Annotated in this window: 11 protein-coding genes; 4 read left to right on the forward strand and 7 right to left on the reverse strand. The window is 73.8% G+C overall.

All coding sequences use genetic code 11. The features are described from left to right. Positions 1–7: 7 nt before the first annotated feature. Positions 8–2,407, forward strand: coding sequence for a GTPase-associated protein 1-related protein (locus J2S44_RS42625; RefSeq protein ID WP_310429356.1), 2,400 nt, complete (start codon positions 8–10; stop codon positions 2,405–2,407). Between the two features lie 35 nt (positions 2,408–2,442). Then, entirely contained in the window at positions 2,443–3,960 is a 1,518-nt protein-coding gene (locus J2S44_RS42630) for a TRAFAC clade GTPase domain-containing protein (RefSeq protein WP_310429358.1), read from the forward strand. 101 nt (positions 3,961–4,061) lie between these two features. Here J2S44_RS42630 and J2S44_RS42635 read toward each other — a convergent pair whose 3' ends face one another. The 4 genes from J2S44_RS42635 to J2S44_RS42650 all read right to left on the reverse strand — a co-directional run bounded on the left by J2S44_RS42635 (position 4,062) and on the right by J2S44_RS42650 (position 9,086). After that, positions 4,062–5,726: a cholesterol oxidase substrate-binding domain-containing protein gene (locus J2S44_RS42635; protein WP_310429360.1), complete on the reverse strand. Its 1,665-nt coding sequence runs from the start codon at positions 5,724–5,726 to the stop codon at positions 4,062–4,064. A 174-nt stretch (positions 5,727–5,900) separates the two neighbouring features. Continuing rightward, positions 5,901–6,893: an intradiol ring-cleavage dioxygenase gene (locus J2S44_RS42640; protein ID WP_310429361.1), complete on the reverse strand. Its 993-nt coding sequence runs from the start codon at positions 6,891–6,893 to the stop codon at positions 5,901–5,903. Between the two features lie 194 nt (positions 6,894–7,087). After that, positions 7,088–8,335: a glycosyltransferase gene (locus J2S44_RS42645; RefSeq protein WP_310429363.1), complete on the reverse strand. Its 1,248-nt coding sequence runs from the start codon at positions 8,333–8,335 to the stop codon at positions 7,088–7,090. Positions 8,336–8,450: 115 nt separating this feature from the next. Beyond that, positions 8,451–9,086 carry a hypothetical protein gene (locus J2S44_RS42650; RefSeq protein WP_310429365.1) on the reverse strand — a complete coding sequence of 212 codons (636 nt, stop codon included), beginning with the start codon at positions 9,084–9,086 and terminating at the stop codon, positions 8,451–8,453. 90 nt (positions 9,087–9,176) lie between these two features. Here J2S44_RS42650 and J2S44_RS42655 point away from each other — a divergent pair, with 90 nt between their 5' ends. Next, complete coding sequence (locus tag J2S44_RS42655) at positions 9,177–9,698, forward strand: hypothetical protein (protein ID WP_310429367.1); 522 nt, start codon at positions 9,177–9,179, stop codon at positions 9,696–9,698. Here the strand turns inward: J2S44_RS42655 and J2S44_RS42660 are convergent. From J2S44_RS42660 to J2S44_RS42670, 3 genes are all read right to left on the reverse strand, one after another. After that, on the reverse strand, positions 9,643–12,639 hold the full coding sequence (locus J2S44_RS42660; RefSeq protein ID WP_310429369.1) for an NACHT domain-containing protein: 2,997 nt from the start codon (positions 12,637–12,639) through the stop codon (positions 9,643–9,645). The two genes, J2S44_RS42655 and J2S44_RS42660, sit on opposite strands and share 56 nt — an antisense overlap. Before the next feature lie 132 nt (positions 12,640–12,771). Beyond that, the gene (locus tag J2S44_RS42665; RefSeq protein ID WP_310429371.1) at positions 12,772–13,488 is read right to left on the reverse strand and encodes a GNAT family N-acetyltransferase; all 717 of its coding nucleotides are present in this window, start codon (positions 13,486–13,488) and stop codon (positions 12,772–12,774) included. A 37-nt stretch (positions 13,489–13,525) separates the two neighbouring features. Further along, entirely contained in the window at positions 13,526–14,056 is a 531-nt protein-coding gene (locus J2S44_RS42670) for a TetR/AcrR family transcriptional regulator (protein ID WP_310429373.1), read from the reverse strand. Between the two features lie 59 nt (positions 14,057–14,115). On the opposite strand from J2S44_RS42670, the gene J2S44_RS42675 reads away from it, so the two are divergent. Beyond that, on the forward strand, positions 14,116–15,273 hold the full coding sequence (locus J2S44_RS42675; RefSeq protein ID WP_310429375.1) for an FAD-dependent monooxygenase: 1,158 nt from the start codon (positions 14,116–14,118) through the stop codon (positions 15,271–15,273). Positions 15,274–15,278 lie beyond the last annotated feature (5 nt).

The raw sequence follows: 15,278 nt of genomic DNA on the forward strand, positions 1-15,278 counted from the left end.
GCGGGCGATGGCGTTCGGCCAGCTGTACTACACGTCGTGCCGGACCGGGCTGTCCGGCACGGCCGGGTTCCAGTTCAACGCGGCCAGCCCGGGCATCGCGCCGGAGGTGCTGCGCGACGTCGAGGCGCTGACCACGTACCGGCCGCCGCGGGATCTGACGACGATGCCGGTAGCGGAGGCGGTCCGCCGGGCGCCCCGTAACCTGTGCTGCCGGCCCGGTCCGGTCACCGTGGTCGCCAACGTGGTCTACACCGGGGCCGATTACTCCCGACGACCCGGAAACTACTTCGCGCACGCGCTGGTCACCAGCAGTCCGGACGAGGACTTCGCCGGCCGGTTGCCGATCGAGCTGTGGGACGCGCCGTTCTGGACGCACGAGCCGGTCGACCATCCCGAACTACCGGAACTCGACGGACTGACCGGGCCGCGCGCCGCGGTACGGCTGGCCGACCGGGCCGACAGCACGATCCTGCCCGTCCTGCTCACCGCCGCCGACGACGCGATCCGGCGGCAGCAGCGCAAGGTCGTCCTCGTGGCCGAGGATTCCGGCGACGTGGCATGCATGATCGCCGCGCTCAGCGTGCTCCTTCCGCCGGGGACCGCGCGGCGCATGTCGTTCGCCACCTACCTCGACGATCCCCGGTACGCGCGGGTGCACGTCGCCGGCACGGTGCCGGACGGCGCGACGGCGCTCGGACAGTCCAGCCACTACGTGTTCGACTCCGTCTCCGGCCGCACCGCGGAACTGGAACCCCACCCGCTCGCGCTGCTGCTCGGCCGGCTGCCGATGGGCCGGGCGGCGGGCGTGTGGGAGCTGAGCCGGCAGCTGGGCACCGGTGCCGAGGACTCGTTCGACGACTGGCTTCCGGTGACCGCGACCGCCGTGCTGTCCCTTCCGGATCCGCCCGCCGCCGCGGCCGGAGCGTGGGAGGCGGTGGTGCCCTGGCTGGCCGACAACGCGGCGCGGCTCGACGGCACGCTGGTGGAACGCGTCGCCGGCACCGTCCTGGACCGGTTGACGGCCGTGGACGCCTCCGACGAACGGATCATGACGGCGCTCGGCTTCCTGGCCCGGGCCGCGAGCCGGAGCAGCGCACCGCACCTGCTCGAACGGGTCGAGTGCGGCACGGTCGACGTGCTGGTGGCGCGCGTACGCGGGCCGCACCCGACGCCGATCACGACATCCGCGCCGATCCGTACCCCGCGAGGTCATCAGCACGCCGAGGCGACGTTGGGCGCGGCGCTGCCGGGCCTGCCGGCGCCCGCCGCGGTCGTACTCCTGCGCTGGGCGTCCGGCAGCGGTGTCCGGTTGCCGGCCGACCTGCTCCGCGCCACCGGGCACCGCGTCGGGCCGGCTCTGCTCAGCTCGCCCGGCGACGAGGCGACGCGGGCGTTACTCGAGACGTCCGCGCCGGTCCGGGCCGGCGTCGTCGGCTACCTGGACGAGGTCGGATTCGCCGAGCTCGACCGGATCCTGGCGGCGCTGGCCACGGAGGCAGGCGAACTGCTGGCGGCGGAGCTTCGCGACGCCGGACGTGAACTGCGGCAGCTGGCCGTCGCCGCACGGGTACGGGCCGGGCGGCTCGACCCGGCCGAGGCCATGGCGCTGCTCGGCACCGACGCGGACCCACGGGTGCTGGAGCGGGTGCTGCCCGCCGACCCGTGGCCGCCCGATCTCGCCCTGCGCATGACCGAGCGCTTCGACACCGCGCTGATCATCGACCGGCTGGCGGTCGCGGTCCTCACCCCACCCTCCGTGGCGGATCTCGGCCGGTACGCCGACCTGTGCGCGGCGCTGGCCGACGCCCCGCTGCCGCCGGAGGCGAACCGGCGCGTCACCCTGGTCCGCGAGGTACGCGCCTGGCCCCGCGCCGTCATGGCCGTCCCACCGGCTCGCCGGGCCGTGGTCCGGGACGACATCCGACGCTGGTTCGACCGGCTCGGTCCGCCGGAGCAGGATCTCGCGGAGGCGCTGCTGTACGAACTCTCCCGGGAGGAACGATCCCCTGTGCGCGCCGAGCTGATGATCGCTCGCCGGGACATCGGCCGGATGTACTACGCGGAGCTCGCCCGATCGCTCGGTCCACGCGACGGCGACCTGCACCTGGCCGCCCGCGCGCTGCGGACCCGCCGGTATCTGGCGACGCTCAAGCCGACACCGGCGATCCGGGACACGGCCGTCGCCCTCGACCGGGTGCTGCTGGACACGGCCGGCCACTGGAACCGCCGCCGTCAGAACGAACTGCACAAGATCCTGGTCGCCACCGCCGACCCGGAGGACGCGGAGTTCGCCCGGCAGTGGTTCACACAGGTCCCGCCCGGTCTGCTGGACCGGTTCCGATCCCGGTGGCCGTTCGGCACCGGGTCCTCCTCCGATGAGGCCGAGTCGCGAAGGCGGACTTTCTGATGGCAGGCCGTTCCCGCAAACCGGAGTATTTCCCGATGTACATCCCGGTGACGCCGCGTGGCCCGGACTGGCAGCGGATCGGTACGTCGTTCGCCGCGGTCCCCTTCGTCCTGATCGGGTGCACGCTGTTCGAGGCGGTGGTGGCGATCCGGGCCTACGCGATCGGCATGGCCGCCGGGCTCGGCATCGGCCGCACCGCGGAGCCACTGGCGCCCCGCCTGTCGACCGAACAGCCGGCCTACGTGCAGTACCTGTTCGGTCCGGTGTGGCGCGACGTCCTGCACACCATCAAGATCGCGACACAGCGGCAGGCCAAGGCGGCCGAGGCCGAACAGAAGCGAATCCGGCGGAAGCACTTCCCCGGCCAGGACGACGAACTGGTGGACAGTCGCAACCGCATCGTCGGCTTCACGATGCTCGTCAGCATCGTCACCGGTTTCCTGCTCGCCGCCGTGCTCCTGTCCGTCGTGCTCGCGATCCAGGCGCTGGTGATCGGCATCCTGTGGGCGGTCGGGATCGTCGTGATCTACTCACTCCGGCTCATCGACTCCGCGCTGCTGATCGTTCGCGGGATCCGGATCACCTGCACCCACTGCTACCACCGGGTGCCCTATCCGGGCTATTACTGCGACGGGTGCGGCAACCAGCACCGGGACATCCGCCCCGGCCGGTACGGCATGCTGCACCGTACCTGCAAGTGCGGGCACCGCATGCCGACGCTGCTCATGCTGGGCAGCTACCGGATGCGGGCGTTCTGCCCCCACTGCGGGCAGGACCTCCCGTCCCATGTGGGTCGGAGCGCGGAGATAGTGGTGCCGGTCCTCGGCGCGTCCGGGGCGGGCAAGACGCAGTTCCTGGCCGCGGTGTCGATCGCGCTCGACGAGAAGTTCTCCCGCACCGACGGCTCGATGAGGCCGGCGGACGCGCACAGCGAGGCCTGGTACCGGCAGGTGGGAGACATCAGAGCCCGCGGCACGACCGTCACCAAGACGCCGCCCGGGCCGCAACGTGGCGTGTCGCTGTGGTTGGAACGGGGACGCCGGTCGGCCCGGGTCGTGCTGTTCGACGCGGCCGGTGAGCTGTTCGGGCGCGGTGACGGCATCCGTGACCTGCTGTACCTGCGGGCGAAGCCGGCGTACGTGTTCATCGTCGATCCGCTGTCGGTGCCGACACTGTGGGCCTCGCTCAGCGCCGGTGACCGCGCCCGGCTGGAACCGGTCCGCGCGGCCGAGTCACCGGAGACCGTGTTCGAGCACACGATCGACGCGCTGCACGAGATGCGGGTCCGCACCAGGAACACCCGGATGGCGGTGGTGGTGAGCAAGGCGGACCTGATCGCGCCGCAGCTCACCGCCGCCCAGGTGGGCGACTCCGATTCGATCCGCACCTGGCTGGACGGCCCGCTGGAGCAGGGCAACCTGGTGCGGTCGATCGATCTCAACTCCGCGTCGGCCCGATTCTTCCTGGTCGACGCGCGCCTGGCCGGGCATCCCTCAGCGGGGGTGAACACGTTCGTCGACTGGCTCCTCGACGGTTGGGAGGTGCGTCCATGACCGGCTCCGTCTACCGGCGCTGGCGAATCGCCCTGTTCGCCACGTGGGCGGCGATCGGTGTCCTCACCTGCGCCGGCCTGTTGCTGCTGCCCGCACTGCTGCTATAGGAGGCCGCCGGTGAAGCCGTTGCGGAACACGCCGTGCGGGTCGAGCGCGTGCAGCTCGGTCGCGGCGCGCTGCCACGACGGGCCGAACGATGCCGGGATCGTCCGGTCCAGCAGCGTCTGATTCGTCCAGGGTGCGGCGGCGGTGTAGGCCCAGCCCTTGGACCACTCCACCCGGGTGAGCGCTTTCTCGCCGGTGAACGTGGCGTAGCAGAACGCCTCGAGGTCGGCGAGGAACGCGTTCGCGTGGGCGGTGCCGGGCAGCGTGAGCACGTCGAGCCAGACCGCGGTGTCGAACTCCGGGTGCGACGGTGCCGGGGTCACGGCGGACAGCAGCGGCGGTTCCGCGCCGGGCACCTCCGCGTCGGCCGGGTCGTCGAGGCCGGTGACCCGGATCTCGACCGCGCCGTTGACCGGGTACCGGCCCTCGGCCGCGTACGCGTGCAGCAGGCGCTCGTACTCGGTGGCGAACGCGTGCAGCACCCACTGCACGTCGGCGCGGCGGGTCAGCACCGCGTACCCGTTCGCGTGCACGCGCAGTGTGGTCGGCTTGATGTAGAGCAGCAGGTTCTTGGACGGGCCCCATAGGTCGAGCGCGAGCGACGCGGTCAGGCCGGCCGCGGACGTGGTGTACTGCAGCTGCCCGAGCACCGGCGCGAGGTAGTACTGCCCGCTCAGGATCGCGCCGGCGATCTCGGCCACCGGCCGCGGGATGTTGTCCGAGAACGGGTAGTTGTACGGCGTGAGCGCGGGCCGGCTGCCGAGCGGCTGCTCCGGCGCGACGCTCCACACCTTCAGCCACGGGTGGGTGGTGAACGCGAACCAGATCACCTCGATCCGCCCGGCCGCGGCCAGGAACGACTCCACGGTGTTCGGGCCGGTGCCGCCGGGGGCCGCGAAGAGGTCGTCCGCGGGGATGTCGACACGGCTCACGCAGCGCAGGTTCGTGTTCACGCCGACCCGCATCGTGACCTCGACCAGGCAGATCACGCCGAGGTCGGTGAGCAGCGCGGCCGCGTCCGGCGCGGACCGGGGCACGGTGCGCAGCGCGTAGGACGACCCGTCCCGGACGACCGAGGTGACGGAGGTGACCAGGTTGCTGAGCGAACCGTAGGTGGTGCCGGGGGCGCGGGTCTCGCCGGTGGCCGGGATCGCGGTGCCGTGGCCGCCGATGGCCAGCACGCCACCGACCGACAGGTCACCCGGTGCGGGGCAGTGCGCCAGGCCGCGGCCCTGCTGCTCCAGGTACGCCAGCAGCGCGTCCATCGACGCGCCGGCCTGCACCCGCACCTCGTCGGCCGCGGCCATCGACATGCCGGTGAGGTGCGCGGTCATGTCCAGCAGCACCACGTCGGCGTCGTCGCCGGGGGCGATCGTGAGCGGCGACCAGCCGTGCCGGAAGCCGTGCGGCCGCAGCCGCCAGCCCTGGCCGTGCGCCCAGTTCGCGAGCGCGACGACGTCCGCGGGGGTGCGCGGTGACGCGGTCCACACGTCGTCCGCGACGGTTTCCCCGGACCAGTTCAGATAGGTACGGCGCTCGTGCGGGATCGCGGCCGGGAAGCCGGGCGGCGCGGGGCCCGGATCGCCCAGCCGGCCCAGCGGGGTCCACAGCAGACCGGCGGCGGCCGACCCGGACAGCAGCGTGCGTCTCGACATGCCCATGACGCAGCACGATAGGTCCATACCATCGACGTCGCTCGCTGCGTGGGCGTTTCGTCGCGATGTTCCGCCGAGTGGCGTTGGTCCGCGGAACGGCCTTGGTCCGCCGAGTGCCGTTTGCCCGGCGGACCTCGCCCGGCCGCGCGCCCAGAAGCCGCGCGCCCAGAAGCCGCGCGCTCAGGCGCCGGGCGCGCCCGACGGCGGCGGACCACCCGGCATGCCCGACGGCGGGGTGCCGCCCGGCCCACCGGGGCCGCCCGGACCACCGGACGGGTCGCCCCCGCCCGGCGCGCCGCCCTCCGGCGCCGCTCCCCCGCCCGGCTCCGTGCGGGTGTCCACCCGCACGGTCAGCGCGACCGTGTACCCGCCGTTCACGTCGCCGGTGACGGTGGCCAGCTGGGACGCGCCGCCGTCGTCGCCGAACACGTTGTCCGAGTCCAGCGTCAGCTGCGCCAGGTTGGACACGGACGTCTCGTACCCGGTCTGTGCGAAGACCGTGTCGCACATGTCCTCGGGCAGCGCCACCTGCGACGTGGCGATCGCGTTCGTCGAGTCGGTGATCGACGCCTGGTCCGGGTAGACCTCGAAGTGGATGTGCGGCCACCGCCCGGTGTAGCAGGCCGGCACGATGCTGCGGAACGTCACCGTGCCGGCCGCGTCCGCGATCTGCACGCCGCGCAGGTAGTTCTCCCCGGTCAGGTTGTCCGAGTAGAGCGAGTAGCCGCCGCCCCGGTCGCAGTGCCACACGTACACCGCGGTGTTCGCGAACGGCGCGTCCCCGTTCGCCGTGTCCAGGATCGTCAGTTCCAGCGTCATCGGCACGCCCTCGGCCGTCGCGGTGCCGGTACCGCCGAAACTGGTCCGGATGTCGGAGCGGACCACGCCGCTCTGTTCCAGCACGTCCGGCCCGTTGGAGCCGTCGCCGGGGTACGGCCCGGCCGTCTCGTCCGGGATCTCCCCGGTGCTGGTCCCGCCGGTCGTGGCCGTCGCGGACGGCGTGTCCGAGCCGCCGTCACCGCAGGCCGCGAGCCCGAGGCCGAGCGCGCCCAGGCCGAGCGTGCGCAGCACCCGCCGCCGCCCGAGCAGCGTCTCCAGGTCGAAGCCGAGCCCCTGGTCGACGACCTCCTCGTCCTGCTTGGGCAGTACCCGGCCCTGGTAGGTGCGTCTCATCTGTTGTCCTCCGCTCGCCGACGTCGTTCTCCGGCCAGCGTGCTGTCCGCCGCCGTGCGCCGCCTGAGCGGACGCTGTGTCCCGCCTGTGGGTCGGCACCCCGCCCTCACGGTAATCCACGTCGCCGTCCGGATCCGGCGTCCCGGGCATTCCCGGCACCCGCCCCGGCCGTGCGGTGCCCCGCGGCCGGGGCGTCACGGACGGGGCCGGGCCGCCGCCTCGACGAGGTCGGCGGCGCGATCGGTGCCGTCGCCCTCCGCGGCCAGCCGCCCGGCCAGCCGGGCCGCGGACTCACGGGCGTCCGGGGCGAGCAGCCGGGCGATGCCGTCGCCCAGCCGGCGCGCGTCCAGGTCGGCGAAGCGCAGCCAGTCGCCGGCGCCGAGGGCGCGCAGCCGCTCGCCCCAGAACGGCTGGTCGCCGAGGACCGCGCAGACCAGGCTGGGCAGCCCGGCCCGGAGCGCGGCCGCGGTCGTGCCGGCACCGCCGTGGTGCACCGCCGCGCGGCACCGCGGCAGGACCGCGTCGTGGTCCAGCGCGCCGGCCACGAACAGGTTCCGGCTCGGCGGCACGTCCCATCCGGCGCCGACCAGCACCCGGCCCGGCAGGTCACGGAGCATGCCGAGCATCCGGTCCGGCTCGACGGCCGGCATGCTGCCGAATCCGAGGTAGACCGGTGGGTCGCCGTCGTCCAGCCAGCGGGCGAGGTCCGGGGCGGTGCCGTGTTCGCCGATCCGCGCCCGGGTCGCCGCGTCCAGACCCAGAAAACCCACCGTCGGCCGGTACGGGTCCCAGCCCGCGATCGCCGGCACCAGCACCCGGCTGTACGCCTGGATCTCCGTCGTCCCGGCGCGGGCCAGGCGGTGGCCGGTGGGTTCCCGCACCGGCGTCATCCCGAGGCGGGCCCGCAGCGCGTTGACGCTGCCGGCGATCGCCCGCCAGTGCACGCGGGCGGCCACGGTGTGCAGGAGCGCGGTCAGCGGGCCGGGCAGCCGGCGGACCGTCACGAAGTAGGGCGCGATCGCCCGGTTCGGCCGGGACGGCGCGTAGTGCAGGCAGACCAGCGGGATCCGGGCGTGCTCGGCGAGCACGGCCGCGTCGTCCTCGACCAGCCGGCTGGCCACGATCACGTCGGCGCCGCGGACCGCGCCGATCAGCGCGTCCTGCACGTCGCCGATCACCGCGGCGCGCTTGCGGGCCAGCGCGGTCAGGTATCGCCGGGAGTCCCCCGCGGCGAGCAGGCGCTGGCCGTCGGCGGACTGCAGGAACTCGCGCGCGTCCACCCCCGCGGACACCGCCACCAGCCCGGCGCGTTCCGCGAGACCCACCAGATCCGACGGTACGGCGAGCAGCACGTCGTGTCCGCGCCGGCGCAGCCGCACGCCGAGCGCCACCATCGGCTGCACGTCTCCCCGGCTGCCGACGCACAGCATGGCGATTCGCATGATCCTTTGTCCCGCGAACCGCCGTCCGCCGCAAGCACCGCCACCACCACGGGCGGTCCGGGTGCCGGGCGGGTCGCCGGAACGACCCGCCCGGCGCCGGATCCCGGCGGGCCGGTTACAGGCTCGGTAGGACGTGCGGGCCGGGGGCGCCGCCGGCCGGTGGGGTGGTGATCGCGTACAGCCAGGGTTCGGCCGGGCGCCAGGCCAGGCCGCGGGCCGCGAGCACGACGTCGTTGCCCAGGTCGACGCGGCGCTCCGGCTGGACGCCGCCGATCTCGTACACGTAGACGTCGTCGCCGGTGGAGCGCACGCCGGTGGCCGGGTAGCCGCCGTCCGGCGACGGTGCGACCGCGACCGGGTGGTAGCCGGTGCAGTACGAGCCGCGGCCGGACAGGTCGGCGGTGGCGTAGGCCGGTACCGCGTTGCGCGATCCGGCGCCGGTGAACAGCGTCTCGCCGTACCCGTCGAGCGCGATCTCGTTGAGGTTGCCGCCGGGCGCGGTGCCGGACGTGCGCTGGGTCAGCGTGTTCGCGCCGGTGTCGACGTCGTAGACGTAGACCGTGGAGAGGCTCAGCTGCGGCTGGCCGGCGACGACCGGCCCGGCCGCGTCGTCGCGCGCGGTGAGCGGGGCGTGCGCTGGAAGCGGACGTTGCCGGGCTGCTGCCCGGTCTCCGCCGCCGGCGTGGAGGCGCCGAGGTCGATCCGGCCGATGCCGCCGTTGAACGTGCCGGAGTCGCAGCCGTACCCGCACCAGAGCACGCCCCCGGTCCGGGCGAGGTGCGTCGGGCAGGTCTGCGCGCCGGTCCCGTACCGCGCGACCTCCTGGACGGTGTGCACGTCGATGACGGAGATGGCGTCGCCGGCCGCCTGCGCCGCGTTCGGCGGCGGCAACCCGGTCAGCCAGGTCGAGATCGACGGGCACTTCTCGCTCAGCGACATCGGCCACGCGGCACTCGACGTGGTCGGCCTGGTCCCGGGCGTCGGCGAGGTCGCGGATCTGGCGAACGCGGCCTGGTACGCGGCCGAGGGCGACTACGGCAACGCGGCGCTGTCCGCCGCGTCCGCGGTTCCGTTCGCCGGCTACGCGGCCAGCGCGGTCAAGGGCGCGAAGTACGCGGCGAAGGGTGCGGACGCGGCCCAGGGCGCGGCCAGGAGCGCGGACACCGCCCGATCCGGCGCCAAGGCGGCCAATGGCGGCGCAGGGCGGTGGCCGGGCCGCACCGGCCGCACCGAAGGCGGCCTCCGGCGGTGGCGGTGTAGGAACGCAGGACTGGGACGTGGGCGGGCACGTCGGCGGTGGATCCTGGTCACGTGCCGGGTGGGAACTCCCAGTCGGGGGCGAAGGGCACGAGCGACCGCCTGATCCGTTCGACCTCATCGGCCGGCAGCCGGCTCTCGTCGTTGTGCAGTAGCCGCTCGACCAGCCGGATGACGGACATATCCGATTCGCGCGTCTGCCGGTCCTGGCGCGGCCACGGGCCGTTGATCGCGGCGGCGGCTCTGCGGTAGGCCTCGGACAGCGCCTCCGGATCGTCCTCGAAAGCGGACGACAGCAGCAGCCGCACGAGACTGTGGCCGATCGACTCCGTGTCACCCGGGCCGTGCCTGACGAACCGCCCGACCAGCGTCGGCGCGCGATCCAGCAGCGGCGAGACCGCGTGCCGGAGCGCGTCGTCGCTCAGCGCCCCGGTCAGGTTCATCGACGCGAGGGCGCGCTGAAGCGGGAAGCGGTTCGCGGAGACGACCGCGGTCTCGGCGTCCGGTGCGGACCGGAGCGACCAGCCGATTCCGGGATCGTGGTGTGCCCCGGGCCGCCCGGCCCGCAGCATGATGTCGCGCCGCCGGTCCTCGGTCCACACCCGGGTGACCGACACGGTGTCGAACGTGTCCAGCCAGATACCGCTCGGCACCGCCGCCATCCATTGCAGACTCATGTCCCGCAGCCACGCGGCCGGGTCCCTCGCATACCGGAACAGCTCCGACGCGCGCACCGGCCCGCCGCAGGCCAGCGTGAGCAGCAGCAGGTTGAACGAGTACGTCGACATCCAGTAGTCGGCGCGCTTGTCGACCGGCGCGTACCGGCGCTCGGCGTGACGTGGCCGGGTCACCGCCGACCGCAGCCGCTCGATCAGCCACGGTCGGAGGTCCTCGGCCTCGTGCCGGCCGAGCAGCGCCGTGACGAACGGGAGCACGTTCGCCCGGGCGATCAACGCCGTGTATCCCAGCAGGGATTGCAGCAGGTCGTCGTCGTCCGCGGCGCCGAGCCGCAGCGTCCGGGCCCGGGACCGCCCCGCCGCGTCCCGCACGGCTTCGACGACCAGCCGCGCCACCAGGTATTCGCCGAACGTGGCGTGCAGGAACTCGTACGTGCGCAGGGTCTGTCCGTCCCGCTCCGCCTGCGCGCGCTGAACGAAGAAGAACCGGCCGACCATCTCCTGGCCCGCGGTCACCGGCTGCTGGAACGCCTCGGCCGGTCCGGCGACGATCGGTTCGAGGCCGAGGCCGGCGAGGTCCTCGTCGAGTTCCGCGGCCGTCACCCACAGCCGCAGCCGATGGAACATCGCGAACGCCACCACGGACAGCCGCAGCAGCTCATCGTCGACCAGACGGGAGGAGACCTCGGCCGTGTCGGTCCGGTGCAGTCGCCCGACCTCCCGCGCCGCGAACTCGCGCAGCAGCCGCTCGTAGAGCTGCCCGGTGTCGAGGCCGGCGTCGGCCCGCCGGAGATCGCCGCCGGCGGCGGTCGCGTCGTAGAGCGCCAGCATCAGCAGCAGCAGCGGCTGAGTGGCCAGGTCCGGGAAGCGCAACACCACGTCCGGCGTGAGCGGCTCGCGGAGCCGGCCGGCGTTCGCCGTGTTCCAGACGTCGAGCCACTGCGCGACCTGCGCGTCGTCGAACGGTTCCAGCCGCACCGCGAGACTGCCGGCCGGGACCCGCGCCCGGTCCGCGACCGCCAGCCGGCTGGTCACCAGCACCGCGGCCGGTCGCCCGAGCACCGCCTCACGCTGCTGGAACGCCGCCACCCGCGCCAGATAGTCGGAACGTTGCACGCCGGTGGCCTGCAACAGCTCGTCCAGGCCGTCGAGCAGGACCACCGGCATCGCGCCGTCCGCGTCGCCGGCCAGCGACGGCCAGGACACGGTCTCACCGATCGTGGACCGTACCGCCGCCTCGATCTGGTCCTGGATCTCCGCGTCCGCGGCGACCTCGCGCAGCGCGACCCGGACGACCAGGAAGTCCGCGGCCGGGAGCCGGGCGGCCAGGATCCGGGTGAGCGACGACTTGCCCGCGCCCGGCTGACCGAGCAGCAGCAACGGTGCGTCCGCGGCCTGCGGCGAGGTCAGGTGCGTGGCGAGGAACGTGGCCAGATCGTCGCGTGGCGTCACCTCCCACCACGACTCGTCGGCCGGGCGCGCGGCCGGGCCGGCGGCACGCACCCGGAAACGCGGATCGAGGTAGGCGCCGCCGAGCGACGGCAGGACCAGCTCGCCGGCGTCCCCGCCGAGGATCGGACGATCGAGTTCGGCCCGGTACGCGGTGGCGAGCCGGGCCCGCTGCCGCAGCGGATCGCGGTGCGAGGTCGCGCGGAGCAGTGCCGCCTCGAGCGCCTCCAGCCCACGCGCGGCCGCCCGGAATTCGAGACCGCGGAGCCAGAGATCGAACTCGGGTACGTCGGCCGCGAGCCGGCGCAGGCTCTCCTCGTACCGGCGGAGCGTGTCAACCGGTATTTGATCTTCAAGGAGGCGACGGACCGCGCGGCGCGTGCGATCGTCGGCCGCGTCCCAGACCGCGAGGCCCTCGAGGTGTGCGGCGACCCGCTCGGCGAACCGGGAACTCCACGCCTCCAGGTCGCGCAGCAGCCGGTCCAGGCCGCGGTCCGCGCTCGGCGCCGGGATCTCCGGGCTCAGCAGCCGCGGCAGCCACTCACCGTCCGCCGGCGTGCGCAGCGCGAGCGTGAGCTGCTCGTCGCGGTCGAAGCCGGCTCGTTCCACGCCGCCCGCCGTCAGGCAGTCGTCGACCGCCGCGAAACACGCCGACACCACGAGCACGCTGTGCGCCGCCCGCAGCCGCTGGTTGCGGTCGTACCGCCCGAGCCCGCCGACCGCCTCCGCGATCCGCCCGGAGACCAGGTGCCCGAGCCGGACCATCTCGTTCTTCGCGTCGAACAGGCTCAGCGCCACGTCGCTGCCGCCGAGCGTGGCCGCGCTCAGCAGCCCGCCGGCGAGGTTGTCCGCGATCGCCGCCGCCGGCCCGGACCCACCCAGGATCTTGACGGCGTCCGCATAGGTCAGTCCCCGTGACATGACACCACTAAATCACCGATCCGCTTGCCCGCTCCCGGCGTGGTCGCCGTCCGCATGCTCCCGCGGGCACCGATCGGCCGTGGCCGGCCTCCCTGCCGGTTCCGGCGTGGCCGGTTCCACCACCCGGGGTGGTCAGCCGGCGCGGCGGGTGTACCAGGCGGTCCCGCCGACCGGCAGGAAGCCCGCCGACTCGTAGAGCGGCAGTCCCGCGTCCGTGGCGACCAGCGTGACCGGCCGGTCCGGGTGGGCCGCGACCGCGGTGCTCAGCAGCGCGCGCCCGAGGCCGTGCCCGCGATGCTCGGCCGGCGTCGCGAGCCAGTAGAGCCCCACCGACGTACCGTCGTCGTAGGTGTATCCGGCCGCCGCCGGCACCCCGTCCCGGTAGGCCAGCCACACGCTCCACCCGGGAACTCCGAGCACCCGTGGCGGCAGCGCCCGCCCGCGCACGAGCGGCTGGTAGACCGCCATCGGGAAGCCGTCCACGATCAGCCGCTCCGCGTCCGCGAGGTCGTTCTCGTCGCTCACCCGGGCGACCCGCACGCCGTCCGGCACCGCGATCTCCCCCGCCGGCCGCACCATCACCGGGATCTGCCACACCCTCGCGTCGTCCGGCAGCCGCGCGACCCGGCCGCCCGCGAACAGGTCCTCGACCACCAGCGCCCGGCCCGGCAGCCGGCTCCGCAGCAGCTCCGCCACCCGGTCCGGCCCGGTCGTGCGCGTCATCAGGATCCGGGACACCGCCGCGGTCTCCGCCCGCTGATGATCGTCCTCGGCGCGGACCTCGTCCGCCACCGCCCGCCACATCGCCGACGCGTTGCCCAGGTACAGCTCCACCCCAAAGTTGATCACTAACGGACTGTAACTCCGGCGTGGGTGCCGGCCCGCGTCAGGCGGGGAGGTCCAGGGCACGCAGGGCCGCGTCGACCGCCTCGGTGCGGAGCGTGGTGGTGAGCGTGGGGTCGTCCGGGAAGAGCACGACCGCGTCCTGGAGGCCGCCGAGCGCGACGACGGCGCGGACCCGGCCGGCCGGGGTCGGGTCGGTGAGCGCGGCGTCGATGCGGGTGCGGACCGCGATGATCCGGTCGACGATCTTGAGTTCGTTGAGGACGGCGACGTCGCGGAGCAGGCCGACCAGCACGGCCCGGTGGCGGTGGCAGGTGTCGAAGTAGGCCTCGAGCGTGGCGCGGGGATCGGACGGGAGGTCGCCGGCCAGGGCCTCGATGTCGTCGAGCATCGGTTCCACGAGGCTGCGCAGCAGGTCGCTCTTGGAGCGGAAGTGGTAGTAGAGCGCGGCCTTGGTGATGCCGAGCCGGGTCGCGATCTCGGCGAGGCTGGTCTGTTCGTAGCCGCGGGTGGCGAAGAGTTCCGTCGCGATCCGCCGGGCCTCCTCGCGGGTGTCGGCGTTCGGACGTGGCATGCGGTGATCATAGACCCGCGCTTGACTACCTGCCGGCCGGTAAGTAAGCATCGAGAAGTATGAGACGTGTGCTGATTTCGGGGGCCAGCATCGCGGGCCCGGCGCTGGCGTACTGGCTGGACCGGTACGGGTTCGACGTCACGGTGGTGGAACGGGCGGCGGGCGTACGGCAGGGTGGTTATCCGATCGACGTCCGCGGGTCGGCGATCGAGGTCTGCGCGCGGATGGGGATCCTGCCGGCGCTGCGCGAGGCGACGATCAACACCCGGCGGCTGACCGCGCTGCATCCGGACGGGCGGGTCGCCGCGCGCGTGGAGGTGGCGAAGCTGCTCGGCGACCAGACGCAGCGGGACGTGGAACTGCCCCGCGGCGAGCTGAGCGACATGCTGTACGCGCTGACCCGGGACCGGGTGGAGTACGTCTTCGGCGACTCGGTCCGCACCCTCACCCAGCACGGCGACCGGGTCGACGTCACGTTCGAGCGGGGCGCGCCGCGTACCGTCGACGTGGTGGTGGGGTGCGACGGACTGCACTCCAGGACCCGGTCGCTGGCGTTCGGCCCGGAGCAGCAGTACCACCGCTGTCTCGGCTTCTGCTTCGCCGGGTTCTCGGTGCCGAACACGGCCGGGCTGTCCCACGAGGCGGTGCTGCAGAACGGGCCCGGCCTCGGCGCCACCATGTACGCGGTCCGCGACCGGCCGTCGCTGTTCACTCTGATGGTGTTCACCGCCCCGCAGCCGCCCCGTGGCTGGACCGCGGACGACGTACGGCAGCGGGTTCGTGAGCGGTTCGCGGGCTTCGGCGGCGAGGTGCCCCGCCTGCTGGACGCGATGGACGCCGCGGACGACCTGTACTTCGACACGGTCAGCCAGATCCGCATGCCGTCCTGGTCGGCCGGCCGGGTGGTGCTGGCCGGGGATGCCGGCTACGCTCCGTCGTTCCTGTCCGGCCAGGGCACCAGCCTGGCGCTGGCCGGCGCGTACGTGCTGGCCGGTCAGCTGCGCCGGGCGCCGGAGCACGCGTTCGCGCGGTACGAGGCCGCGATGCGCGACTACGTGCGGCGCAACCAGGACATGGCGGTCGGCGCGTCGTTCCTGATCCCGCGCACCCGGCACGGCCTGTGGCTGCGGAACCGGGGCCTGCGGGCGGCGCCGTTCCTGTCCCGGCTCTCCTCGCGGATCGACCGCAACGCGACCGCGCTCGCCATCGACGACTGACGGGC

This window comes from Catenuloplanes niger (assembly GCF_031458255.1).
In the GTDB taxonomy this organism is placed as follows: domain Bacteria; phylum Actinomycetota; class Actinomycetes; order Mycobacteriales; family Micromonosporaceae; genus Catenuloplanes; species Catenuloplanes niger.

What these genes read in the sequence shown, in the direction of transcription:
- J2S44_RS42625 (WP_310429356.1), top strand. Translation starts at nt 8, where the DNA reads ATGGCGTTCGGCCAGCTGTACTACACGTCGTGCCGGACCGGGCTGTCC.
- J2S44_RS42630 (WP_310429358.1), top strand. Translation starts at nt 2,443, where the DNA reads ATGTACATCCCGGTGACGCCGCGTGGCCCGGACTGGCAGCGGATCGGT.
- J2S44_RS42635 (WP_310429360.1), bottom strand. Translation starts at nt 5,726, where the DNA reads ATGGGCATGTCGAGACGCACGCTGCTGTCCGGGTCGGCCGCCGCCGGT.
- J2S44_RS42640 (WP_310429361.1), bottom strand. Translation starts at nt 6,893, where the DNA reads ATGAGACGCACCTACCAGGGCCGGGTACTGCCCAAGCAGGACGAGGAG.
- J2S44_RS42645 (WP_310429363.1), bottom strand. Translation starts at nt 8,335, where the DNA reads ATGCGAATCGCCATGCTGTGCGTCGGCAGCCGGGGAGACGTGCAGCCG.
- J2S44_RS42655 (WP_310429367.1), top strand. Translation starts at nt 9,177, where the DNA reads ATGACGGAGATGGCGTCGCCGGCCGCCTGCGCCGCGTTCGGCGGCGGC.
- J2S44_RS42660 (WP_310429369.1), bottom strand. Translation starts at nt 12,639, where the DNA reads ATGTCACGGGGACTGACCTATGCGGACGCCGTCAAGATCCTGGGTGGG.
- J2S44_RS42670 (WP_310429373.1), bottom strand. Translation starts at nt 14,056, where the DNA reads ATGCCACGTCCGAACGCCGACACCCGCGAGGAGGCCCGGCGGATCGCG.
- J2S44_RS42675 (WP_310429375.1), top strand. Translation starts at nt 14,116, where the DNA reads ATGAGACGTGTGCTGATTTCGGGGGCCAGCATCGCGGGCCCGGCGCTG.